This is a genomic window from Candidatus Blochmannia vicinus (assembly GCA_030020825.1).
GTDB classification, from domain to species: domain Bacteria; phylum Pseudomonadota; class Gammaproteobacteria; order Enterobacterales; family Enterobacteriaceae; genus Blochmanniella; species Blochmanniella vicinus_A.
This window is the reverse complement of the sequence record CP125213.1, coordinates 58808-84491: the sequence shown is the minus strand read 5'-3', so window position 1 is coordinate 84491 and position 25684 is coordinate 58808. Positions and strand designations below refer to the sequence as shown.

Here is a 25684-nt window from a genome sequence, read left to right as displayed (position 1 = left end):
TATTATAACAATCATTAATGCCATTTTTATTGATTTTCCATAATCATTATACAACACATAATTAATATATATTTTCATTTTTATGAAAATATATATCTTTTAGTATCATTTCTTATTCTTATCAAATCTATTATTCACCCTATAAAAATTAATTATATGAAACCATAGTAAATATGAATATTTAAAATATCCATATCTTTTAAAACAATCTTTATATAAAAATTAGTGCTAAAATAATTTTTATATAATATAATACAATCATTCAAATAACCTATCTTAATGCTGTAATTATTACTATAATCAATGACATCTATATATTAAAACATACATATTTTATCGATAATATTTTCAATAAATAGATAAATAAATTTATTATTATTTTCATAAATAATATTGTACATGCTTTGAACCACTATACTAAATAATCATGATCTATATATATCTATTTAAATGACCATAAACATATTTATTAATAATCAAATTAATAATATTCATGGACAGGTAAAAATACAACGTTTATACAATTAAAATCAATATAACAACTTATTTTTAAGAATAAATAAAACGTACAACCTTTACTTAATGTATTAAAAAATAACAAAAATATTAATACTAAATAAAAACTTAAAACATTCTTAAACGAACCTATTTATAATACATTTTATTTTCATTACAACAATTACAAATTTTGTGGTGTTTAATGATTCTATAACTTTAATAATTTATAAAAAATTTAATGAAATACATTAATACTATTTATTCGTTACAAATCTACTATTGATATAATTAATTTTTCATCCATAAACAATAAATTTTTAAAATCTATAAAATAGATAAGTATAAAAGAAATTACCAAATAAAATGCCCAAAACTATTTATTCACTAGTATCCTATTAAACTGTATATATCTTCTCTTTAAGAAGACTGATAAATACATCAATTTTTTACAAAATAATATATATAATCCTCATTTTTTAATATCTACGATACTTCCAATGAAGTATCGTAGATATTAAAAAAGTCAATAATACTAAATTAGTCTATGATATAGACTAAAAATAAAATTTATAATTAATCTTACCTTATTGTTGTAAAATATATTATTTCTTAAGCATAACAAATAACTGAATCCATTTCAAATTTTATAATATTATTAAATTGTTAATAATATACAAGATATAGTATTACATATAGGCTTGTCATTTGTTATAATATGATAGAGATTAACGTAACCTTAAGATTTCAGGTTAAAAAATGATATATTATTAAAAAATTGTATTTGCAATATAAATCATAATAATAATCAATTATTACATAATTGGTTATCTTTTGTTGTATGATTTTTTAGATATAAAACTCATCATTATATAACTTAAGAGTATTTATATGATCAAAAAACATCAAAAACCAATACATTTAAACATCAGGACCATACGATTTCCTATCACTGCTATTGCTTCCATTTTACATAGAATCTCGGGAATTTTATTATTCATAATCATTGGACCAATTCTTTGGCTGTTAAAATTATCTTTATCTTCCAATAACGAATTTTATAAAATTTATAACTGTTTATTAATGAATTATTATATTTTAAAATTTTTGTTTTGGATAATTACAATAGTGACGATCTATCATATAGCTGCTGGCATTCGTCAAATTTTAATGGATTTTGGATATTTGGAGCAAACACTACTAATAGGAAAAATAAGCGTAAAAATTATATTTACCTTAACTATTTTGTTATCTGTTCTAAGTGGAATTTTAATATGGTACCCATTAAATCGACCTTAAAATGTCATGGAGTATATGAATGGTTATTAGTTCGGATTTCCGCCATTCTAATATTATTATATATTATGTATATATCCACCTTTATTATTTTTACTAACATTTTATCCTATGATGAATGGTATAATTTTTTTAGCAAAAATATCACTAAAATTTTTAGCATAATAGCCTTAATTTCTGCTTTAAGTCATACTTGGATTGGCATACGTCATGTTTTAGAAGATTATATAAAATTAATTGTATTAAAACAAATAAGCATATGGATAACTAATTCTGTACTATTCATGTACCTATTATTCGGAATAATTATTATTTGGAGTGTGTAGATGCGCCATCATATACCAGTTAAAGAATTTTTTTCTGTTGTCATTGGAGCTGGCGGAGCAGGTATGCGCGTTGCCCTGCAAGTTTCTAAAATGGGATTCTCTTGCGCCCTAATATCTAAAGTATTTCCTACGCGTTCACATACAGTGTCGGCTCAAGGAGGAATTACAGTTGCTCTTGGTAATAATCACGAAGATGATTGGCAATGGCATATGTATGACACTATTAAAGGATCTGATTACATAGGTGATCAAAATGCTATTGAATACATGTGTAAAACAGGACCTAAAGCAGTTTTAGAATTAGAACATATGGGATTACCATTTTCTAGATCAAAAAACGGTCGTATTTACCAACGTCCATTTGGAGGACAAACCTTATATTATGGCAAAAAACAAGCAGCACGTACTGCTGCAGCTGCTGATCGTACTGGACATGCATTGTTACATACTTTATATCAACAAAATTTAAAAAATAAAACAACTATATTTTCAGAATGGTACGCATTAGATTTAGTACAAAACCAAGACGGGAGAATACTTGGTTGTACTGCCTTTTCTATTGAAACAGGAGAATTAGTATATTTCAAAGCACGCGCTACAGTACTTGCGACTGGAGGAGGAGGCCGTATTTATCAATCCACTACCAATGCTCATATAAACACCGGTGATGGAATTGGAATGATATTGCGTGCAGGTATTCCTGCTCAAGATATGGAAATGTGGCAATTTCATCCTACTGGGATAGCTGGCGTTGGAATTTTAGTAAGCGAAGGATGTCGTGGTGAAGGAGGATATCTTTTAAATATTTTAGGAGAAAGATTTATGGAACGATATGCTCCTAAAGCGAAAGATTTGGCTGGTCGAGATGTAGTAGCTCGAGCAATTATGCTAGAAATTCAAGAAGGCAGAGGTTATTCGGGCTCATGCGGACCACATGTCAAATTAAAGATAGATCATTTGGGCAAAGAATTACTAGAATTACGATTACCTGGTATTTTAGAATTAGTACGTACTTTTTCCTGTATAGATCCTGTAAAAGAATTAATTCCAGTATTTCCAACTTGTCATTACATGATGGGTGGTATCCCTACGACAGTACATGGAGAAGTAATCACTATAAATAATGCAGGAATTGATACAACAGTACCAGGTTTATTTGCAGTTGGAGAAACTGCTTGCGTATCAGTACACGGAGCAAATCGACTTGGTGGAAATTCTTTGCTAGATTTGATCGTATTTGGACATGCTACCGGAACATATATACAATCATACTTGTCAGAAGAAGAATGGCCAGTTCGTGGCCCTACCAATTCTGATATAGAAATATCATTAGCCCGTTATATTCGTTGGAATAATAATAGTAAATCAGGAACAAAAGAAAATCCAGTAACAATACGTCAGGATTTACAATTGTGTATGCAAAATAATTTTTCTGTTTTTAAAGAAAAAGAAAAAATGTTGAAAGGTTTATCAGAGCTAAAAGAAATACGTAATCGATTAAATTATGCTACTTTAGGCGATACATCTTACACATTTAATACACAACGTGTTGAATGTTTAGAACTGGATAATTTATTAGAAACTGCTTATGTAACTGCCATGGCTTCAATTTTTAGAACTGAAAGCAGAGGAGCTCATAGTCGTTATGATTTTCCTATGCGTGATGATAAAAATTGGCTATGTCATACGTTATATTTACCAAAAAATGACATTATGATTCGCCGTAATGTAAATATGCAACCAAAATTTCGTTCTCCTTTTCCTCCAAAAATCCGTATATATTAAAAATAGAGTCTTAAAATATGCAAATTAAATTTTCTATTTATCGTTATCATCCTGAATTCAATAAAAGTCCCTATATGCAAAACTATACTCTTAATTTATTACATGTAAAAAACATGACATTATTGGATGCTTTAATTAAATTAAAAGAACAGGACTCAACTTTAACATTTCGTCGTTCTTGCAGAGAAGGAGTATGTGGTTCCGATGGAATGAATATAAATGGCACAAACAATCTAGCATGTATCACTTCCTTAACAAAATTATATGATGATAATCATCGTAACACAATTGTAGTACGTCCATTACCTGGGTTTCCAGTAATTCGTGATTTGGTAGTAGATATGAGTCAATTTTATCTTCAATATGAAAGAGTGCAACCATTTCTAATTAATGATTACTCTAATCAACAACCTAAATTACCACATGAATACTTACAATCTCCAGAGGAACGATCTAAATTAGATGGATCTTATGAATGTATATTATGTGCGTGTTGCTCCAGTTCTTGCCCCTCTTTTTGGTGGAATCCAGATAAATTCATCGGGCCTGCTGGATTATTAGCATTATATCGTTTTTTAATGGACAGCCGTGATACCAATCAGAAAGAAAGGCTGAAGAATTTTAAAGATTCTTTTAGCGTTTTTCGTTGCCATAATATTATGAATTGCGTTAATGTATGTCCCAAAAAATTAAATCCAGCTAAGGCTATAGGTCACATTAAACGAATGTTAGCAAAAGATGTAATAGGCATTACATAACACAATATAATAAACAGTAATAATAATTATAAAAATGATTTAAAATAACATACAGATAACAATTTAATGAAAATATCAAAATATCTATGCATGATTATAACAATTAATGTAGTTAAGAATTAATTTATTAATAGTATAATACTTGATTAAGTTAATTAACTAAACATTAGGTATTAAAATATAAATGTAACAGAATATAAGGATTTTTTTAATGCATAATAACACACTAAAAAATTGGTTAGATTCTTCTTATTTGTCAAAAAATAATCAATCTTACATAGAGCAAATTTATGAGGATTTTTTAAAAAATCCTAATTCTATAGATTCTAGTTGGGCAAAAATCTTTACACAATTATTTATTGAAAAAAAATCTAAACACGAATCTTTTGATAATTTAACAAATAATACTTATATTCAACTAAAAAATAATACTACACCTAATGAATCATACATACCAACTGATACGTATTGTAGCAATATTACTTACGTACAGATAGCACAATTGATACACTCTTTTAGAACATACGGACATCAACATTCTACATTAGACCCTTTAAAATTATGGAACCATAAATCTGAAAATAATCTTTTAAACTTAGAAAATTATAACTTCTCCTTACAAAATATTCACAAAAAATTCGATATGAAGCTTTTTGGGATAAACAAAGGATCAATGACTTTGTCAGAAATATATCAATTCCTTAAAAAAACTTATTGCAACTCTATAGGCATAGAATATATGCATATTCTTGATATAAATACAATGCTGTGGATTCAAAATTATTTTGAATCCACAGCAGGAATTTTCAATTTTAATTCTAACGAAAAAAAACAATTTCTTAAAGAAATCATTGCAGCAGAAGGGATAGAACGCTATTTAGGAACAAAATTTCCAGGAGTTAAAAGATTCTCATTAGAAGGAGGTGATGCTTTAATTCCTATGTTAAAAGAAATTATACGTTATTCCGTTTATCATCACAATATTCAAGAAATATTTTTAGGAATGGCTCATCGGGGGCGCCTAAATGTTTTAATTAATATTTTAGGTAAAAACCCTAAAGATTTATTTAATGAATTTTCCGATAAACACCAAACTACATTTGGCAGTGGAGATGTAAAATATCATCAAGGATTTTACTCAGATATTACAGTTAATAAACAAATCATACATTTATCTTTATTATGCAATCCTTCTCACCTAGAAATCGTTAGCCCAGTAGTCATGGGGTGCGCTAGAGCACAAATTGATCAGCTACTAAAAAAATCGAACCATAACAATAATAAAAAAGAAAATAATATAGTACTTCCAATCTCAATACATGGAGATGCAGCAATTAGTGCTCAAGGAATAGTTCAAGAAACTTTTAATATGTCTAAAACTGATGCATATGACGTAGGAGGAACAATACATATTATTATCAATAATCAAGTAGGATTTACAACATCTAATATCCGCGATATTCGCTCTACACAGTATTGTACAGATATTGCAAAAATGATTCAAGCTCCTATTTTCCATGTTAATGCTGATGATGTAGATGCCGTTATTTATGTTACTCGTGTTGCATTAAATTTTCGTAATACTTTCAAACGTGATGTAATGGTTGATCTAATTTGTTATCGTAGACATGGACACAATGAAGCTGATGAACCAAGTGTCACTCAACCTCTTATGTATAAAAAAATTCGCAATCATCCAACTTTACTTAATATTTATTCCAATATTTTAAATAAAAATGGAATACTAAATATAAATGAAACCTCTAACATAATTAATGCATATCGTGAAAAATTAGACAAAAAATGTTGTGTTCTACAAAAATGGCAGCCAATTCATATTCGAAACTCCCTATGCACAAATAATTTAAATAATAATAAGACCACGCTGCATTCTAATAAAATAGATGACCAATACTTAAAAAATTTAGCTTACAGCATCAACGATATTCCATCAAGTATCACCATGCATTCTAGAGTAGAAAAAATATACCGTGAAAGAATAGAAATGGCGTTAGGTAATAGATTATTTGATTGGGGAGCGGCAGAGATTCTAGCATATGCGACTTTATTAGATCAAGGAATTTCTATTCGTTTATCTGGAGAAGATGCTGGGCGAGGAACATTTTTTCATAGACATGCTATAATATATGATCAAAATAATGGCATAAAATATACTCCCTTAGCACATTTTAATAAAAAATCAAATGAAAAAGGATCCTTTTTCGTCTGGGATTCAGTCTTATCTGAAGAAGCAGCTTTAGCATTTGAATACGGTTACGCCAGTGTATCAAATAATATGTTAGTAATTTGGGAAGCACAATTTGGAGATTTCTCTAATGGAGCACAAATCGTCATTGATCAATTTATTAGTTCAAGCGAACAAAAATGGGGTCAAATATGTGGATTAGTAATGCTTTTACCTCACGGATATGAAGGTCAAGGACCAGAACATTCTTCTTCTCGAATAGAGCGATATTTACAATTATGCGCTGAACATAACATATATATCTGTGTACCTTCTACTCCAGATCAGCTCTACCACGTATTACGTCAACAAGCAACATATAGTATTAAAAAACCACTAATTATTATATCTCCAAAATCTCTATTAAGACATCCTATGGTAACAACTTCATTAGAAAATTTAGTACACGGATCATTTAAAACAGTGTTTAATGAAATAGATAATAATATCATCCCACATCAAACCAATCATGTGATAATGTGCACCGGGAAGATATATTATGATTTATTAAGTCAACGACGTAAAAATAAACAATATAATATAGCTATTATTCGCATTGAACAACTATATCCTTTTCCTTATGAAAATGCACGGACTATTCTTAATTCCTATTTGCATGTAAAAAATTTTACCTGGTGTCAAGAAGAACCTAAAAATCAAGGAGCCTGGAATTATATACAACATTATCTTTACAGCATAATGCCTTCACATGGCATATTAAATTATATAGGGCGGCCTGATTCTGCTGCGCCTGCAGTAGGATTTTTTTCAATACATCAACAACAACAAAAAAAAATAATTGATGATGCATTAAATCTAAATTAATTTTTAAAAGGACATAAAATGAGTAGTGTAGACATTGTGGTTCCAAATTTACCCGAATCAGTTGCAGACGCCACTGTTGCTGTTTGGCATAAAAAAGCAGGAGATAAAGTTAAACAAGACGATATTTTACTTGAAATTGAAACAGATAAAATAATGCTGGAAGTACCTGCTCCAAACACAGGAACGTTAGAATCAATTTTAGAACAAGAAGGATCAATAGTAATATCTGGTCAAATTCTAGCCCATCTAAATATTATTGATCAAATTGTTGATAAAAAAGATATACAACAAATGATTCAAAATCAAAAATCTGTTAAACCAATAGCATCTCAAGAACGTATCATCATCCAAAAAAACAAGGAGGAAACCCATAAAATTTTAACTCCATCTATTCGAAAATTAATAGCAGAACACAATTTACAACCACAAAATATTAAAAGCAGCGGAACAAAAGGACGTCTAACTCGTCAAGATATAGAAACACATATTCATTCTACCAAAAAGACACACTATACTGATCAAAAAAATTATATAGATACAGATCATCATCAAATAAACAATATAAAAAATGATCGTAAAGAAAAACGTATCTTGATGAGTCGCTTACGAAAAAAAATTTCAGAACGTCTACTGGCCGTCACTAACACTACAGCTATGCTGACTACTTTCAATGAAGTAAATATGCAACCCATTACGATATTACGGAAAAAATATGGAGAATTATTTGAAAAACGTTATGGAATTAAATTAGGACTAATGTCTTTTTACGTAAAAGCAGTTTTAGAAGGTTTAAAGAATTTTCCCATAATCAATGCATCTATTGATGGAGAAGAAATAGTATATTATAATTATTTTGATGTAAGTATTGCAGTATCCACAGTACGTGGATTAATTACACCAGTATTACGAAATATTGATACATTAAGTATATCTGAAATCGAGAAAAATATAAAAACTTTAGCTGAAAAAGGAAAAAATGGAAAACTAACAATTGAAGAATTAAATGGTGGTAATTTTACTATTACTAACGGTGGAATTTTTGGTTCATTGATTTCCACCCCTATTATTAATCCTCCTCAAAGTGCTATTCTCGGCATGCATGCAATCAAAGACCGACCTATAGCTTTAGATGGAAAAATAGTAATTTTACCTATGATGTACTTAGCCTTATCTTATGATCATAGATTAATAGACGGGAAAGATTCAGTAAGCTTTTTGGTATATATTAAAGAATTATTAGAAGATCCAATGCGTTTGTTTTTAGAAATTTAATTATAATTATATCATATACACATATAATCGTATAACATGCGTATATAATTAACAAATTAGTATTATTAGTTTTGATTATTATATAAATCCTCAAAAAACAGTAAAAATGGTTGCATATTATGAATCTATATGAATATCAAGCAAAAAAACTATTATCAAAGTATAATTTGCCTGTTTTAAAAGGTTGCCTGTGCGCTAATTTAAGTGATATAGAGCATTATATATCATCATGTAATATAAAAAACGGCCCATGGGTAGCAAAATGTCAAATACAAGCAGGCGGACGTGCAAAATCTGGAGGAGTGCGCGTTATACACGATATAACAGATATATTATCTTTTGCTACTAAGTGGCTTGGAAATAATTTAATAACATATCAAACAACTGATACCGGAGAATTAGTAAATCATATTTTAATAGAGCCATCCGTTAAAATTGTTCAAGAACTGTATTTAAGCATACTTATTGATAGAGATGAATCACAAATAATATGCATAGCCTCTACACAAGGCGGAATAAACATTGAAAAAATAGTACAAAAAACACCTAATCTTATCCATAAAATAGCCATAAATCCTTTAGTCGGAATATATCCTTATCAAGGACGGATTCTGGCATGCAAATTAGGTTTGTCTGGAGTCAAAATAAATAAATTTGCTAAAATTATCGTTGATGCAACACATATGCTTCTTAAAAAGGATCTCATGTTAATAGAAATAAATCCATTGGCTATCACTGATAATGATCAATTTTTTTGTTTAGACGCCAAAATTATTATGGATGATAATGCTAAATTTAGACAATCAGAATTATTAAATATATGTACTATAAATAAAACCTATAATACATTGTCCAATAACCAATGGGATTCTATCAATTATGTTCCACTAGATGGAAATGTTGGTTGTATGGTCAACGGAGCTGGATTAGCGATGGCTACTATGGATGTAATTAAATCATTAGGTGGAATGCCTGCCAATTTTTTAGACATCGGAGGAAATGCTAATAAAGAATGTATAATGTCATCTTTTTATATGATTTTAAAAGATCCTAAAGTAAAAGCGATACTCGTAAATATCTTTGGAGGTATCGTATGCTGTGATTTAGTTGCTGACAGCATTATAACTGTATTATCCACGTATAACACAACACATATTCCTATCGTAGTTCGATTAGAAGGCAACAATTCTGAGTTAGGTACTAATCGATTAATTGATAGCAAATACAACATTACTGTTACTAATAACTTAGTTTATGCAATTCAACAAATTGTAACCGCGGTAAAACTAAAAAATGCCAATATTAATTAACAAAGATACAAAAATAATTTGTCAAGGATTTACTGGTAAACACGCTAGCTTTCATTCTCAGCAAGCATTAAAATATGGCACGAAAATTGTAGGCGGAGTCACTCCAGGAAAAGGAGGGCATGTTCATCTTGGAGTACCAATATTTAATACTGTTAATGAAGCAATAAATAATACTCATGCAACAACTTCTATTATTTATGTACCAGCTCCTTTTTGTAAAGATGCCATTTTGGAATCAATTCATGCAGGTATTAAATTAATAGTTTGCATTACCGAAGGAATTCCAATATTAGACATGTTATTAATAAAACAACAATTAAAAAAACATAATACATGTATGATTGGACCGAATTGCCCGGGAGTTATTACTCCAGGCCAATGCAAGCTTGGGATAATGCCAAGTGATATTCATAAACCAGGCTATGTAGGGCTTGTATCTAGATCAGGTACTTTAACATATGAAGTAGTAAAACAAATAACTGATCTTGGATTAGGTCAATCTACATGTGTTGGTATCGGAGGAGATCCAATACTCGGTTCTAGTTTTATCGATATATTATCCTTATTTGAACAAGATCCCCAAACGTTATTAATGGTAATGATTGGTGAAATCGGAGGAAGATCCGAAGAAAAAACAGCGATGTATATTAAAAGATATATTAAAAAACCAGTCATTGCATATATTGCTGGAGCTACAGCCCCTAAAGGGAAACGTATGGGACATGCAGGAGCCATTATTTCTGGAATTGGTAGTACTGCTTACGAAAAATGTGCAATTTTGTCTAAATCGGGAGTGCATGTTGTTAATAACTTTACTAACATTGGTCAATATATCAAATCTATTGATATACAATAAAAAATAACATTCACATACAATATATATTATACTTTAAGTATAATGATTTTATTTTATAATAATTGTAGTTTTAAGAACTTAATTATTTTATGTTTAGCTAAACATGTAAGTTACATTTTACTATATTTTTTAAAAAATGTTTAATATTAACAGCTTTTATAAAAGCTATTATTTTTACAATTATTATATATATAATTATACCATGTCAGTCCTAAATCACCTTTAATATGATTAAAAGTATTTTCTGTAATAATTTATATTATAAACCCGTATGCAACATAAAAATTAATAATCAATATGAATATTTTTGATTTATTTTTAGAAGCTGATATTTTAGTACAAATTAGTATATTCATACTAATTGGCTTCTCTATTTTATCTTGGAGTATTATTTTTCATCGTGTTTTCGCGCTTAATACAGCTCATAAAAAATTAAAATTATTTGAGAATGAATTTTGGTCTGGAATAGATTTAGCTAGTTTATATCAAAAATCTTCATCTCGTCGTAATAAATTACACGGCGCTGAACAAATTTTTTATGTAGGTTTTAAAGAATTTTATAAGCTATATCAAATAAAAAATTGTTCATCTGAAATAATAATCTCCAGAACACTAGATACTATGCATACTGCAATAAATGTAGAACTAAAAACATTAGAAGATTATATCCCATTAATTGGTACAATAGGATCCATTAGTCCATATCTTGGTTTATTTGGAACCGTACTAGGAATTATGCATGTTTTTATCGAATTGGGTAAAACTACCAATAATACTGCTACTCAAATGATTCATTTACAAATCATTGCACCAGGCATTGCTGAATCATTAATTTCTACAGCAATTGGCTTATTCGTAGCTATTCCAGCAGTTATGGCATTTAATTATTTAACTACACAAATAAATAATTTAGATCAAAATTATAATAATTTTATAGAAGAATTTATCACAATTCTATATCGTCAGATTTTTTTTAACATTGACGCTGTACTAAATAAGGAAAATAAACATGAAGAAACAGAGAATAAAACGCGCTATTAAATCAGATATCAACATCATACCGTTTTTAGATATATTATTAGTTCTTTTAATAATTTTTATGATAATACCATCTAAATTAATACAAAGCTTTGAAGTAAATCTTCCAAATAGTGAAGTAGCATCAAATGTTATTAATAATGAAAAACTTATAATGACCATTGAAATTTTAGGGATGGGACTTTATAATCTTATAATTAATAATAAACACATAAAGCAAATATGTCTCGATCGAATTTCATCAGAAATAGGTCATCAAATATATATTACTCCTAATATAACATGTCTGATTGCTGCATCTAAAGCTATAGCGTATGATGAAATAATTAAAGTATTAAGTTTACTAAGTAACATTGGTGTACATTCTATTGGAATGATAACAAATCCTGCCACTTAGATATATATTAAACGCTCTATATTACTCAATGAAATTAGTGCATTTACTCAATAAATATAATAAAAAATTCAAATTTGCTATTATAATATCAATTATTATACATGCGATTATGTGTTTACTATTAAATAGACACATAATCGCAAAAAAACAGCAATATACTATTAATACCACGGACAATAAAAGCTCAATCAATACTTTTATACAAACGCCTAATACAAAAATAGAAAAAAAGAAACATCAAGATCAATCAAATCGATTCAAAATTGCAGAAACACAACGTCCATTGGAAGGACACACAATAAATAACATCCCTGAAAAAAAGAAACATCAAGATCAATCAAATCGATTCAAAATTGCAGAAACACAACGTCCATTGGAAGGACACACAATAAATAACATCCCTGAAAAAAAGAAACATCAAGATCAATCAAATCGATTCAAAATTGCAGAAACACAACGTCCATTGGAAGGACACACAATAAATAACATCCCTGAAAAAAAGAAACATCAAGATCAATCAAATCGATTCAAAATTGCAGAAACACAACGTCCATTGGAAGGACACACAATAAATAACATCCCTGAAAAAAAGAAACATCAAGATCAATCAAATCGATTCAAAATTGCAGAAACACAACGTCCATTGGAAGGACACACAATAAATAACATCCCTGAAAAAAAGAAACATCAAGATCAATCAAATCGATTCAAAATTGCAGAAACACAACGTCCATTGGAAGGACACACAATAAATAACATCCCTGAAAAAAAGAAACATCAAGATCAATCAAATCGATTCAAAATTGCAGAAACACAACGTCCATTGGAAGGACACACAATAAATAACATCCCTGAAAAAAAGAAACATCAAGATCAATCAAATCGATTCAAAATTGCAGAAACACAACGTCCATTGGAAGGACACACAATAAATAACATCCCTGAAAAAAAGAAACATCAAGATCAATCAAATCGATTCAAAATTGCAGAAACACAACGTCCATTGGAAGGACACACAATAAATAACATCCCTGAAAAAAAGAAACATCAAGATCAATCAAATCGATTCAAAATTGCAGAAACACAACGTCCATTGGAAGGACACACAATAAATAACATCCCTGAAAAAAAGAAACATCAACACACTACTATATCCACAAAAAATACATTAGTACATAATGAACTAAATGACACACCTCATGATTCTAACGTATTAAGCAATCTATTAAATACACTGATTGATAAACAAAAGTCTGTAAAAAATAACGAAAAAATTAAATTAAACTTTATAATAAAAACAAATAATAATCATAATGATATTACAGGAAATATAATTAAAAATAATGAAATTAATACATATAAACGCATGATTAGCGAATCAATTCAACAAAAATTTTACAATGCTTCTAATTATATTGGTAAAAAATGTAACCTGCGCATCAAATTAGCACCTGATGGTACATTGTTATCAATAACCGCCATATCTGGAGATATTTCGCTATGTCAAGCAGCAATTATTGCTGCTAAATCAGCAAAAATACCTAAACCACCAAATACAGATGTATATGAAGTTTTTAAAAACATAATTTTAAATTTTTCTCCCCAATGAACAAAATATTTACACATTCATAAAATAAGAATATATTAATCTATTAAATAAATTTAATTTTCATGCTAAATTTTTCAATGCATTTAATAATAAAAAAAATTAATACACCACCAATATGGAAAACCTGGTTAATACGAACATCTCTATCAATAATGTTGATATTATGTTTGTACCAATTTTCATTGCTTGCAGCAGATATGCATATTGAAATTACATGTGGAGTAAACACTGGACACCCCATTGCTGTAATGCCCTTTGAATATATTAATAATCAAAATGGTAAATCTAACCTAGATGAAGATATAGCATTAATAATAGCTTCTGATTTACGAAATAGTAGTAAATTTAATACTGTACCTGTAGAATATTTACCACATAAACCCACTAAAATATCTGATATAATCCCAACTTTTTGGGAAAAATTAGGTATTAATACTATTGTATTAGGAACAACACATATAAATTACGATGGAAATTATATTATTTCATATCACCTAATAGACACCTCTAGAAATCCTGCATTAATAATTTCAGAAAATCAATATTCAGTAGAAAAAAAATGGCTGCGTCACGCAGCTCACACTATAAGTAATGAAATTTTTGAAAAATTAACCGGTATACAAGGTGCATTTTGTGCACGTATTGCTTATATATCGCATATCAAAGATAATAAATACCCCTATGAATTACATATTTCTGATTACGACGGCCATAACCAAATTTCGGTTTGCCGATCAACTGAACCATTAATGTCTCCAGCCTGGTCTTCAGACGGAAAAAAAATTGCTTATGTCACTTTTGCTTCTGGCCATTCAGAGCTTGTTATCCAAACATTACAAACTGGACTAATTAATAATATTGTTAATTTTCCAAATCATAATGGAGCACCTGCTTTTTCTCCCGATTGTAAAAAAATAGCTTTTGCTTTATCCAAAACAGGCAGCTTAAACTTATATATTATGGACTTAGAATCTGGAGAAATTAGACAATTAACTAAAAACAGAAACAATAATACTGAACCTAGTTGGTTTCCAGATAATAAAAATATAGCCTATACTTCTGATCAGGGAGGAAAGCCACAAATATATAAAATTAATATAAATACTGCTGATGCCCAAAGATTATCTTGGCTACACACTAGCAATCAAAATCCACAAGTTAGTTCAGACGGAACATTTATAATAATGATAAATAGACATCAAGGGAAACAAAATATTGCTAGATTGAATTTATTAACTGGTCAAGAAGAAATATTAACAAATGTATTATTAGCTGATACTCCTAGTATAGCGCCTAACAATACCATGGTAGTATATAGCAGTATTAAAGATTGCACAACAACATCTAATTTAGAATTAATTTCTGCAGATGGACATTTTAAAGCTCATATAAAAGGAGGGCAAGGAGATATAAGATTCCCGACTTGGTCTCCATTATATGCAGAATAAAATCTTCAGCTGTTTTCATTACAATCAAAAATTTGACAAAATCATGAATAATAAACGTATAATGAAATTAAACAATTTTTTTAGACAATTAACATTTGCAATAAGTATAAGTATAATTATAACTGCATGTTCTGTGTTACCCAAACACACTACCATTCATAATCAAAAAAAAATTGAACTAAATCCGTTTGCACAGATTAACACAAAAAATAATAAAGTAACCGATGAAAAATTAGAACTAAAAATACAAGAATTAAAATCTAATAATATTATTTATTTTCCTTTAGATCAGTATGATATTTCTTCTCAATTTTTTTATACATTAAACATTCATGCTAATTTTTTATATAATAATCCATCATATCGTATTAAAATTGAAGGTCATGCCGATGAACGCGGTACTCCAGAATATAATATTGCATTAGGTGAACGCCGAGCTAACTCGATAAAATTATATCTACAAAGTAAAGGTATATTATCTGATCAAATATTTACTGTATCCTATGGAAAAGAAAAACCAGCTGTACTAGGACATAACGAGGCAGCTTATTCTAAAAATAGACGTGCTGTATTAATATATAAATAATATTTAATATAATGAAATTATTACCATTTTTATTTAAATTTCACATAAGCATCATGCTAATCACTGAATATGTGAATATTACAAATTATAATGTTATATACGCCAAAGACTCAAACAATAAAATATACAGGAATCAAAGTATTAATCAATTACATCAAATTTCCGATGTTCACAGTCAATGCTTAATTCAAATACAACAACAACTAGCTGAAAATCAGCAAGATATTGACACATTACGTGGATATATTCAAGACATGCAACATCACATATCAGAAATTATAAATAATCAAAATGAATCATGTCAAAAAATAAATAATATCTTAAAACAACATAACAATATACATTATTCTACTGATGAATCTGATAAATCATCCATTAGCTCAAACACTAAAAAAAATAAAGAAATTAATAATACAATAATAATTGATGCAGATACTGCTTACAAAAAAGCAGTATTATTAGTATTAGAAAAAAAACAATACAATCAAGCAATAGAAGCTTTTCAAAATTTTATAAAAAAATATCCAAAATCAATTTATCAATCTAATTCTCATTACTGGTTAGGACAACTTTATTACAATAAAGGAAATAAAGATGATGCTTCTTATCATTTCGCTTTAGTAGTAAAAAATTATCCTAAATCAATAAAAGCATCAGACGCATTATTAAAAATTGGTATCATCATGCAAGAAACAGAGCAAAAAGATAAAGCTAAAACAATATATAGACAAGTAGGTAAATTATACCCTAATAGTGACGCAGCTAAACAAGCTCAAAAACGCCTAATACATTTATAATACAAAACAACAAAACACTATATTAAAACAAAATATTATGTAGAAATTATACAATCTTATATACAATCACAAACAATAATTAAATTTAATTAACATTAAATGCACTAAATAATAACAAAATAACATAAAAATAATAATAAAGAAATCTAACATTATCCACAACTATCATTACACTTGTAGTAATAATACAGCACAAATCTATCTCAATCCATAACTACAAACCCTATTTTTACCTTTAAGTACATACTATTACTTAATACATCTATAATTAAATTTAATTATATTATACACATCCATTATTTTTATAATTCAATTCAAATTGAAACAACCACAACAATATAAACATGTTAATAATTACAATAATCTATATCTTCATATGTAATAAGATTACATATGAAGATATGCAATAACATAACCAATTTCTACATTCATTCATAAAAAGGCACTATATTAACCCACATAGGACCCCTTCCTGATAAATAACGAGATAATATAGTTAATTTTCCATTATTTATATCAATTTGATACAAGGAAATATAGTTTGATTTTTGCCCTGCAACAACCAAAAATTCTCCTTTATAATCAATTGCAAATCCACGTGGTTGCTCCTCAGTAAATTGATAATGAACAAACTTTAATTCTTGTGTGTCTTTTGACACCTCAAAACAACTAATGATATTAGCCGCTCTATCAGAACAATATAACCAACGGCCATTAGGAGTAATATGTATATCAGCTGCCCAATATCGTTCAAAACTTACATCTTCAGGTATTATACTTATTGTTTGCACAACACTTGCAATTTTCTGTAAATTATCATATTTGATGACATCAACAGTGCTTGTTAATTCATTGATTATATACGCACAATAACTAAAATCATGAAAAATCATATGACGAGGACCAGAACCAATATTAGTTTTAATCATATATGGATTATCTGGTGTTAAAATACCAAACGAATTTATTTTAAATAATCTAACAGAATGTTCTTTTAAACATGGAACCCAAAGTGAATTTGCACATTTATTATCTATATTAGCAGAATGACAACCTAATAAACCTTCTATAATTTGTACAGGGCGACGCCCAGGTATTCCTGATCCGCCTATAGGAATAACACTTACTGTGTTATTCCTATAGGATGTACAATACAAAAATTTACCTTGTGCATCACTAATCAAATGAGTAGGACTACTGAGTAATTCAACTGTTCCAACATCTGTTAACAACCCCTCCTTATTTATATGATAAGCAGTAATTCCAAAATTAGGACGTACCCCAACATATAAAAATTGTTTATTAGGGTGCGCTACTACAGGCTGGGCACTTCCAAAAGTAGATATTACTTGAACTAATTCTAGTAATCCATGAACATTATCCAATTTCCAAACATAAATTTGTTGACTTTCCGGACTTGCTACATAAACAATTTGCATCATATATTCGTTTATTTTTATGACAATATGCTACGTACAAATTATGAAATTACATTTTCCATTATATCATATACAGATATAAAACTTACAAAACCATACTAAATAGTTATATAATTTAACGAGAAAAATTGTTATTTCTAACTATTCTAAAAAATATTGTTAATTTATGCATATATTACTATAAACTAAGTAACTTAATTCTCAAGAATTATCTCAATATTACATATACTAATAACATAGCCAATCTAAAACAAGCAGTATATAATTTATTTACATATTGATTAATAAAAATAAGAGAATAAAATTATGAATGTCACTAAACTTGCTCTCATAAGACATGGAGAAAGTCAATGGAACAAAGAAAATCGATTTACTGGATGGGTTGATATAGATTTATCAAACAAAGGACGTACTGAAGCACAATGCGCTGGTCAAACATTAAAAAAAAATGGTTTTTTTTTCAATTATGGATATACTTCAGTATTAAAACGAGCAATTCATACTCTATGGATTATACTAGATCAACTAGATCAAGTATGGTTGCCAGTTGAAAAATCTTGGAGATTAAATGAACGACATTACGGAACACTGCAAGGATTGAATAAAGATGAAGCCGTAAAAAAATACGGCTATGAAACGATTCAAAAATGGCGTCGTAGTTTTGATGTCGTTCCCCCTAATATTTGCGAAAATAACCAATTTATTGCAACAAATGATAACCGTTACCATAATATAGATACTAACGAATTATCTAAAGGTGAAAGTTTAGCGTTAACTTTAAATAGAGTAATCCCGTATTGGAATGATTCTATAGTTCCTCATATTAAAAATAATAAAAATCTTATCATTGTTGCCCATGGTAATTCTATACGCGCTATAATAAAATTTTTAAATAATTTAAACGAATCAGAAATATTTCAAATTAACGTACCAACTGGTGTTCCATTAATATATGAATTTGATAAAAATACAAATCTCATTCAATATTACTATTTAAACAACTATTAAATAACAATATTGAATTATACATAAATCTTAACTAAACAAACATACTATACTATATTCAATATTTATTAAAGATAAGCTAACTACAATAACATTCGTACTTTTAAGATATAGGTGTTATTGTGTATAAATTTAACTTTTAATTTGTTTTTAAAATAATGTTATGCAACATTTTGTTGCTCACATGATTCGCTTACGATATACTTCATAAAAGTGTTTTATATTTCAATTATTTCTGAAGGTGATGAGTATGGATCGATTTACCCGTTTTCAAAATACAGTATCGGAACGAGCTAATAATGTAATCCAACCATATATCGCACAAGTATTTGGTTGGATGTCTTGTGGATTATTGTTAACTGCTTTTGTTGCTTGGTACGCTTCTAGGACTCCAGCAATACTTCAATTACTTTTTTCCAATCAAATAGTATTTTTCAGTTTAATTATTGGACAATTAGCACTGGTATTTGTTCTATCTGGCATGGTATCACGATTAAATGGTTCTCTAGCAACTACATTGTTTATGCTATATTCCATGCTAACAGGATTAACTTTATCTAGCATATTTATACTATATACTACGTCTTCTATATCTAGCGCATTCGTAGTAACATCTGGTATGTTCGGAGTTATGACATTATATGGATATACTACTAAGCGGGATTTAAGTAGTTTTAGCAATTTATCATTCATGGCATTAATTGGAATAATATTAGCTTCAATAGTAAATATATGGTTAAAAAACACAGCTTTAATGTGGTTAATTACATATGTTGGGGTAATAATTTTTGTTGGTTTAACTGCATACGATACTCAAAAACTAAAATCTATAGGAGCTTCTTTATCTATAGATAATCAAGATCAGTTCCGTAAATATTCAATTATAGGCGCATTGACTTTGTATTTAGATTTCATTAATTTATTTTTAATGATAGTTCGTATTTTTGGAAATCGACGTTAATTATAGAATACATAATTGGCACATTTGTATTTAAACTTATTATATAAATAAGTTTAAATACAAATGTGCCAATTATGTATTCTTATATATCGCACATTACATTTTAAATAAAAACTTCAATATATCTCCATCCTCTACACAATAATCCTTCCCCTCATAATATATTTTACCAGCTCTCTTTACACCTAATTCTCCATTATAAATGATAAAATCATTAAACTTAATAACTTGAACACGAATAAAACCCTTTTTAAAATCACTATGTACTTTTTTGGCTGCTTCCAACGCAGTAGTTCCAATAATGCATACCCAAGCCCGTGTCATATTTAAATTAATAGTAAAAAAAGTACACAAATTCAATACAGAAAAAATAGTATTATTTATATCATGTAATACACATTCTTTCTGTTCCATAGCAACTTCAATGCAATTATTTTCACTTTTTAATAAAGACAACATTACGCGACATGAAACCAATGGTACTTGTTCATTAGATGCTAATGCACGCAGCCTATTTAAATAAATATTATCTGTAACAGTTTTTTCATCAATATTGGCAATATAAATAATTGGCTTAACAGTTAAAAGATTAAGTTTTTCAATATTTATTTTTTCTATATTAGAAAACTGTATTTTTCTTAAAAAAACACCATTATACAAACAATCCAAACATTTTTTTAATAAAAATAACTGCTGTTTATTACGATCATCAACAATCTTACACTTTTTTTGCAAAGTACAAACACTTTGTTCACACTGAAAAATATCAAATAAGATTAATTCAGTATTAACAACACTAACATCTCTACAAGGATCTATATCATTAAAAACATGAATAATTTGATTATTATCAAAACAACGCACCACATGACACAACACTTTTGTTGCACGAATATGATTTAAAACTTGAACACCCATTCCAACCCCTTGAGCAGCTCCTTTTATTAAACCGGCAACATCTATGAATCTTACCGCGCCATGCACTGTTTTACGTGACGGAAAAATATCTGTTAACTGATATATACGCACATCAGGTATATGAACTATAGATATATTAGGTTGGATAGTACAAAAAGGGAAATTGTCTGCTTTAACAGATACATGAGTTAATAAACTAAACAATGTAGATTTACCTACATTAGGCAGGCCAATTATACCACAATCAATTTGCATAATACTTAAATAATTAAAATTTAAATACAATAAAACATTATCATCAATATTTTATAAAAAATTAATAAAATTTTCTAAATAAACATTTTCCTAAAAATCAGACTTATAAGAATGCAATTGATTCATAACTTTAACAAATTTTTTAGTCACTATACTTTCAGTATGTAGTATTGCTTCATTAATTGCGCTATCAATTCTAAATTGATCATAAATGGATGGTTTATTTAACACAAAATCAATCACTTTACTTTTTTTACCAGGATGACCTATTCCAATACGTAATCGATAAAAATTAAATTTATTATTCAATCTAGTAACAATATCCCTTAATCCATTATGACTATCATTAATTTTTTTACCTAATTTAATACGTATCACACCTGGTGGTAAATCAAGCTCATCATGCGCTACCAAAATTTCTTCTATGTATAATTGATAAAAATTAACACATTTAGATATTGAAAGCCCATTATTATTCATATATAAATCTGGTATTAATAAATACACAACATTATTTTCTAATTTTAATTTCCCGATATACCCACATAATATATTGCTTTTACTCAACATTACTCTGTATTTTTTAGCTAACAATTCAACATATTTAGAACCAAAATTATGCCTAGTATTAAAATAACTTGCTCCAACATTACCCAAACCAACAATAAGTTTAATAGTCATCTTGTACACACAAATTATTATTCAGTCTTATAAATTAAGATTTATTTAACATTATTACTTAAATAACTAACATAATTATTAATTAAAGTATAAATATTTTCTTAAAACAATTTTATACTTCCTTCTACTGAATATTAATAACCCCTTATAGCCATTTTAAAATACTAACAGAATACTTTAAAATAAAAATATATAAAACATTCACTTAATGCTCAAACATAGCAGAAATAGATTCCTCATTACTAATACGACGAATTGTTTCAGCAAGCATACCAGACAAAGTCAATGCACGCACATTAGGTAAAGATTTTATTTTTGGTTTTAATGGAATAGTATCACACACAATAATTTCATCAATCATAGAATTTTGGATATTCTCATAAGCATTACCAGAAAAAATTGGATGAGTAATATAAGCAAACACCCGGCGGGCCCCTTTTTCTTTCAAAACATCTGCAGCTTTACATAAAGTTCCGCCAGTATCAATCATATCGTCTACCAATATACAATCACGATTACATACATCTCCAATAATATGCATAATTTGAGAAACATTAGCACGAGATCTTCGTTTATCTATGATTGCCATATCAGTATCATGAAGTAATTTTGCGATGGCGCGAGCACGTATTACCCCTCCAATATCTGGAGATACTACAATAGGGTTATTAAAATTTTGTTGCATCATATCTTCTAATAAGATTGGGCTTCCAAAAACATTGTCTACTGGTACATCAAAAAACCCCTGTATTTGTTCAGCATGTAGATCTACTGTTAAAATACGATCCACTCCTACACTAGATAAAAAATTTGCTACAACTCTAGAAGTAATAGGCACTCTAGAAGAGCGCACTCTTCTATCTTGACGAGCATAACCAAAATAAGGAATTACAGCAGTAATTCTAGCAGCCGATGCACGTCTTAGTGCGTCTACCATGACAATCAATTCCATTAAATTATCATTTGTTGGAGCGCAAGTAGATTGAATAATAAATACATCTCCACCACGTACATTCTCATTAATTTGCACACTTACTTCGCCATCACTAAAACGGCCAACAGAAGCCTTTCCAAGATTAGTATATAATCTATTAGCAATACATCGAGCCAACTCTGGAATAGCATTCCCAGTAAAAAGTTTCATATTAGCAACATCTCATAGTTTTATATTCAACAATATTATTAATGCTCCAGGTTATATAATAAAATAACAACGTTTATTAACGAAATAAAAATTATAATACTAATGTATTAGAATTTAATAATTTTTGATGTAATGGAGACAAATTTATTCCTCGTGTTACAATACTTTTTATCCATGATGGCAAATAACTTTGAACTTGATAAGCAAGATATTCAGTATTAAATTCAGAAAAAATACAAGAACCTGTTCCCGTAATTCGTGCGGATGCATACTGTGATAAATGCTTAAAATATATTTTTATTTCAGGAAATACCTCTTTTACAATTTCTTCGAAATCATTACTAAAAGACACAGATAATAACTCTTGCATTGAACGATATGGAGAATAAAAACGATTTTTTAATTTATACATTTGAAAAACCCACGAAGTGCTAATATTAATCGGTGGTATGACAAGAAGATACCACTTTTCAGGTATAAAAACTGGTGTAAGAACATCGCCAATTCCTTCAGCAAATGCTGAATATCCATATATAAAAAATGGTACATCAGATCCTAACATCAAACCTAAACGCATTAAAATATTTTTATTCAAATAACAACGCCATTGCTGATTAAGTATCATTAACACAGTTGCAGCATTAGAAGAAGCCCCACCTAAACCAGAACCGATAGGTAACACTTTATTAAGAAAAATATCTGCACCAAACAATGATTTTTTATCAGGCCAACAATAATCTTGTAACAACTTTGCCGCACGCACAATCAAATTATCACAGTGTACTAAATCATCCATCTCAGTAAACAATCTAACTCTACCACTATCTGTTACTAATACTTCGATGCTATCACCATAATCAATAAATTGAAATAAGGTCTGTAAGTAATGATAATCATTTACACGATACCCAGTAATATATAGAAACAAATTAAGTTTTCCTGGAGATGGCCATTTATAATTCATCGTATACTCCAGTTATTTATTATTACCCTTATGTAGTATTGATCATAATATACATCCAAAACTTTAGGTAAAATTGGTATGCTATTAGTATGATAATAACGATAATGTATAGATATATTTTTATTATTATAACAATAATTTATATGAGATAAACAACCGATAGAATTTAAATTATATTCTGAATTGCTATTAGGCAACCCAAGAAGCCATTTTTGTAATTGTTCTAAAAAATAACTAATATCTACAAACCATTTTTGAACTTCATTTTTTAAATTATTATTTTGACTGGATATATTACTGAAGATAGAAACCACTCCATTTTCTACAGATATAGAAATTATAGTCAATCCAAAAACATTAAATAACTTTATATGACAATTGTCATTGTCTTTAGTCCAAATAAATGGAATATACCCTTTTCTTTGATTGTTAATCATATAAATAATAGCTCCTTGTGCTTGATAGTTAAGCATATGGGATATTAATTCCTTATGATTATTCCACATATACGCTACTAATTTGTCTTCATGAAGGCTAAAATTCCGATGATGAACGCAAGAAACACAAATAAAAACAGCTATTCCAAACAATCGAAAACATACATGTCGATACATCTAAATATTAAATTTTAAAAGTGTTTTTATGTAAAATTCAGATTTTATTTATTGCACGTATATTTAATACTATATTTCACATAAAATCATCCACCTATTAATCATAAATACAACTTTTAATCATATTAAATATTAATCCAATCTAATATTTAAACAGGCGCTGAATAATAGCACACGATATATAATTAATTTATTTAATTTTTAAATCTCAATATTTTCTTTATTAAATATTTACTGAAACATATCATATAATATAAATTACATTGTAAAATACCCATAATAATTAAATGTTTAAATTAAGTAATAAAATTTACACTATTTTAGTAAAAAACATATGTATACACACAGGTGCAGCCTTTAATAAAAATATTTTGTAGACTATATAAATAAACAGAAATTTGATTGCTATATATCTAAAAAATAAAAAATTTTTAAAATTTTTACATAAACATGTACATATATGATATTATTTCATTAGTATTAATTATTTTAATACTACTCATAATAAATATACAATACCTATTCAAGGTTATATATAAATATAATTAAGATACAATTTATTTCATACAAACATAACTACAACATATTATTTAAACAAAAAATATAAATTTCAATTATACTGATAGTTATTAATATCAATAATTTTCATATAAATAAAAA

22 protein-coding genes are annotated in these 25684 nt (G+C 28.1%); 16 read left to right on the top strand and 6 right to left on the bottom strand.

All coding sequences use genetic code 11. The annotated features are described in order from the left end of the window. The first annotated feature begins 1386 nt into the window (after window positions 1–1386). From sdhC to ybgF, 14 genes are all read left to right on the top strand, one after another. A complete protein-coding gene (gene sdhC, locus QMA81_00355; protein WHL24797.1) occupies window positions 1387–1794 on the top strand; it encodes a succinate dehydrogenase, cytochrome b556 subunit in 408 nt (135 codons plus the stop codon). Continuing rightward, a complete protein-coding gene (gene sdhD / locus QMA81_00350) occupies window positions 1770–2117 on the top strand; it encodes a succinate dehydrogenase, hydrophobic membrane anchor protein (protein WHL24796.1) in 348 nt (115 codons plus the stop codon). Before sdhC ends, sdhD begins: the two co-directional genes overlap by 25 nt. Beyond that, the gene (gene sdhA, locus QMA81_00345; protein WHL24795.1) at window positions 2118–3902 is read left to right on the top strand and encodes a succinate dehydrogenase flavoprotein subunit; all 1785 of its coding nucleotides are present in this window, start codon (window positions 2118–2120) and stop codon (window positions 3900–3902) included. 17 nt (window positions 3903–3919) lie between these two features. Further along, window positions 3920–4660, top strand: a complete 741-nt coding sequence (locus QMA81_00340) for a succinate dehydrogenase iron-sulfur subunit (GenBank protein WHL24794.1) — start codon at window positions 3920–3922, stop codon at window positions 4658–4660. A 211-nt stretch (window positions 4661–4871) separates the two neighbouring features. After that, window positions 4872–7730 (top strand): 2-oxoglutarate dehydrogenase E1 component, encoded by a 2859-nt coding sequence (locus QMA81_00335; GenBank protein WHL24793.1) that lies wholly within the window; start codon window positions 4872–4874, stop codon window positions 7728–7730. 18 nt (window positions 7731–7748) lie between these two features. After that, complete coding sequence (odhB, locus tag QMA81_00330; protein WHL24792.1) at window positions 7749–9002, top strand: 2-oxoglutarate dehydrogenase complex dihydrolipoyllysine-residue succinyltransferase; 1254 nt, start codon at window positions 7749–7751, stop codon at window positions 9000–9002. 119 nt (window positions 9003–9121) lie between these two features. Continuing rightward, window positions 9122–10312 (top strand): ADP-forming succinate--CoA ligase subunit beta, encoded by a 1191-nt coding sequence (gene sucC, locus QMA81_00325; GenBank protein WHL24791.1) that lies wholly within the window; start codon window positions 9122–9124, stop codon window positions 10310–10312. Further along, on the top strand, window positions 10296–11168 hold the full coding sequence (gene sucD / locus QMA81_00320) for a succinate--CoA ligase subunit alpha (GenBank protein ID WHL24790.1): 873 nt from the start codon (window positions 10296–10298) through the stop codon (window positions 11166–11168). The genes sucC and sucD overlap by 17 nt, the downstream gene beginning before the upstream one ends. A gap of 297 nt (window positions 11169–11465) precedes the next feature. Continuing rightward, complete coding sequence (gene tolQ / locus QMA81_00315) at window positions 11466–12209, top strand: protein TolQ (GenBank protein ID WHL24789.1); 744 nt, start codon at window positions 11466–11468, stop codon at window positions 12207–12209. Further along, a complete protein-coding gene (locus QMA81_00310) occupies window positions 12178–12603 on the top strand; it encodes a biopolymer transporter ExbD (protein ID WHL24788.1) in 426 nt (141 codons plus the stop codon). The genes tolQ and QMA81_00310 overlap by 32 nt, the downstream gene beginning before the upstream one ends. Window positions 12604–12712: 109 nt before the next feature. Then, the gene (gene tolA, locus QMA81_00305; protein WHL24787.1) at window positions 12713–14212 is read left to right on the top strand and encodes a cell envelope integrity protein TolA; all 1500 of its coding nucleotides are present in this window, start codon (window positions 12713–12715) and stop codon (window positions 14210–14212) included. A 77-nt stretch (window positions 14213–14289) separates the two neighbouring features. Beyond that, window positions 14290–15660 (top strand): Tol-Pal system beta propeller repeat protein TolB, encoded by a 1371-nt coding sequence (gene tolB / locus QMA81_00300; protein WHL25288.1) that lies wholly within the window; start codon window positions 14290–14292, stop codon window positions 15658–15660. A 61-nt stretch (window positions 15661–15721) separates the two neighbouring features. After that, window positions 15722–16246: a peptidoglycan-associated lipoprotein Pal gene (gene pal, locus QMA81_00295; protein WHL25287.1), complete on the top strand. Its 525-nt coding sequence runs from the start codon at window positions 15722–15724 to the stop codon at window positions 16244–16246. An 11-nt stretch (window positions 16247–16257) separates the two neighbouring features. Continuing rightward, window positions 16258–17043, top strand: a complete 786-nt coding sequence (ybgF, locus tag QMA81_00290; GenBank protein ID WHL24786.1) for a tol-pal system protein YbgF — start codon at window positions 16258–16260, stop codon at window positions 17041–17043. Window positions 17044–17471: 428 nt separating this feature from the next. On the opposite strand, the gene pgl is transcribed toward ybgF, so the two are convergent. Beyond that, on the bottom strand, window positions 17472–18485 hold the full coding sequence (gene pgl, locus QMA81_00285; GenBank protein ID WHL24785.1) for a 6-phosphogluconolactonase: 1014 nt from the start codon (window positions 18483–18485) through the stop codon (window positions 17472–17474). Window positions 18486–18788: 303 nt separating this feature from the next. Between pgl and gpmA the strand changes: the two genes are divergently transcribed. Beyond that, entirely contained in the window at window positions 18789–19490 is a 702-nt protein-coding gene (gpmA, locus tag QMA81_00280) for a 2,3-diphosphoglycerate-dependent phosphoglycerate mutase (GenBank protein ID WHL24784.1), read from the top strand. 247 nt (window positions 19491–19737) lie between these two features. Beyond that, window positions 19738–20448, top strand: a complete 711-nt coding sequence (locus tag QMA81_00275; protein WHL24783.1) for a Bax inhibitor-1/YccA family protein — start codon at window positions 19738–19740, stop codon at window positions 20446–20448. Between the two features lie 96 nt (window positions 20449–20544). Here QMA81_00275 and ychF read toward each other — a convergent pair whose 3' ends face one another. From ychF to lolB, 5 genes are all read right to left on the bottom strand, one after another. Next, window positions 20545–21621 carry a redox-regulated ATPase YchF gene (gene ychF, locus QMA81_00270; protein WHL24782.1) on the bottom strand — a complete coding sequence of 359 codons (1077 nt, stop codon included), beginning with the start codon at window positions 21619–21621 and terminating at the stop codon, window positions 20545–20547. A gap of 90 nt (window positions 21622–21711) precedes the next feature. Next, window positions 21712–22302, bottom strand: a complete 591-nt coding sequence (gene pth, locus QMA81_00265; protein ID WHL24781.1) for an aminoacyl-tRNA hydrolase — start codon at window positions 22300–22302, stop codon at window positions 21712–21714. 205 nt (window positions 22303–22507) lie between these two features. Continuing rightward, window positions 22508–23446 carry a ribose-phosphate pyrophosphokinase gene (locus QMA81_00260; protein ID WHL24780.1) on the bottom strand — a complete coding sequence of 313 codons (939 nt, stop codon included), beginning with the start codon at window positions 23444–23446 and terminating at the stop codon, window positions 22508–22510. 91 nt (window positions 23447–23537) lie between these two features. Continuing rightward, window positions 23538–24410 (bottom strand): 4-(cytidine 5'-diphospho)-2-C-methyl-D-erythritol kinase, encoded by an 873-nt coding sequence (ispE, locus tag QMA81_00255; protein WHL24779.1) that lies wholly within the window; start codon window positions 24408–24410, stop codon window positions 23538–23540. Then, a complete protein-coding gene (lolB, locus tag QMA81_00250; GenBank protein ID WHL24778.1) occupies window positions 24407–25024 on the bottom strand; it encodes a lipoprotein insertase outer membrane protein LolB in 618 nt (205 codons plus the stop codon). The genes ispE and lolB overlap by 4 nt, the downstream gene beginning before the upstream one ends. Between the last annotated feature and the right edge of the window lie 660 nt (window positions 25025–25684).

What these genes read in the sequence shown, in the direction of transcription:
- sdhC (WHL24797.1), top strand. Translation starts at nt 1,387, where the DNA reads ATGATCAAAAAACATCAAAAACCAATACATTTAAACATCAGGACCATA.
- sdhD (WHL24796.1), top strand. Translation starts at nt 1,770, where the DNA reads ATGGTACCCATTAAATCGACCTTAAAATGTCATGGAGTATATGAATGG.
- sdhA (WHL24795.1), top strand. Translation starts at nt 2,118, where the DNA reads ATGCGCCATCATATACCAGTTAAAGAATTTTTTTCTGTTGTCATTGGA.
- QMA81_00340 (WHL24794.1), top strand. Translation starts at nt 3,920, where the DNA reads ATGCAAATTAAATTTTCTATTTATCGTTATCATCCTGAATTCAATAAA.
- QMA81_00335 (WHL24793.1), top strand. Translation starts at nt 4,872, where the DNA reads ATGCATAATAACACACTAAAAAATTGGTTAGATTCTTCTTATTTGTCA.
- odhB (WHL24792.1), top strand. Translation starts at nt 7,749, where the DNA reads ATGAGTAGTGTAGACATTGTGGTTCCAAATTTACCCGAATCAGTTGCA.
- sucC (WHL24791.1), top strand. Translation starts at nt 9,122, where the DNA reads ATGAATCTATATGAATATCAAGCAAAAAAACTATTATCAAAGTATAAT.
- sucD (WHL24790.1), top strand. Translation starts at nt 10,296, where the DNA reads ATGCCAATATTAATTAACAAAGATACAAAAATAATTTGTCAAGGATTT.
- tolQ (WHL24789.1), top strand. Translation starts at nt 11,466, where the DNA reads ATGAATATTTTTGATTTATTTTTAGAAGCTGATATTTTAGTACAAATT.
- QMA81_00310 (WHL24788.1), top strand. Translation starts at nt 12,178, where the DNA reads ATGAAGAAACAGAGAATAAAACGCGCTATTAAATCAGATATCAACATC.
- tolA (WHL24787.1), top strand. Translation starts at nt 12,713, where the DNA reads ATGTGTTTACTATTAAATAGACACATAATCGCAAAAAAACAGCAATAT.
- tolB (WHL25288.1), top strand. Translation starts at nt 14,290, where the DNA reads ATGCATTTAATAATAAAAAAAATTAATACACCACCAATATGGAAAACC.
- pal (WHL25287.1), top strand. Translation starts at nt 15,722, where the DNA reads ATGAAATTAAACAATTTTTTTAGACAATTAACATTTGCAATAAGTATA.
- ybgF (WHL24786.1), top strand. Translation starts at nt 16,258, where the DNA reads ATGAAATTATTACCATTTTTATTTAAATTTCACATAAGCATCATGCTA.
- pgl (WHL24785.1), bottom strand. Translation starts at nt 18,485, where the DNA reads ATGATGCAAATTGTTTATGTAGCAAGTCCGGAAAGTCAACAAATTTAT.
- gpmA (WHL24784.1), top strand. Translation starts at nt 18,789, where the DNA reads ATGAATGTCACTAAACTTGCTCTCATAAGACATGGAGAAAGTCAATGG.
- QMA81_00275 (WHL24783.1), top strand. Translation starts at nt 19,738, where the DNA reads ATGGATCGATTTACCCGTTTTCAAAATACAGTATCGGAACGAGCTAAT.
- ychF (WHL24782.1), bottom strand. Translation starts at nt 21,621, where the DNA reads ATGCAAATTGATTGTGGTATAATTGGCCTGCCTAATGTAGGTAAATCT.
- pth (WHL24781.1), bottom strand. Translation starts at nt 22,302, where the DNA reads ATGACTATTAAACTTATTGTTGGTTTGGGTAATGTTGGAGCAAGTTAT.
- QMA81_00260 (WHL24780.1), bottom strand. Translation starts at nt 23,446, where the DNA reads ATGAAACTTTTTACTGGGAATGCTATTCCAGAGTTGGCTCGATGTATT.
- ispE (WHL24779.1), bottom strand. Translation starts at nt 24,410, where the DNA reads ATGAATTATAAATGGCCATCTCCAGGAAAACTTAATTTGTTTCTATAT.
- lolB (WHL24778.1), bottom strand. Translation starts at nt 25,024, where the DNA reads ATGTATCGACATGTATGTTTTCGATTGTTTGGAATAGCTGTTTTTATT.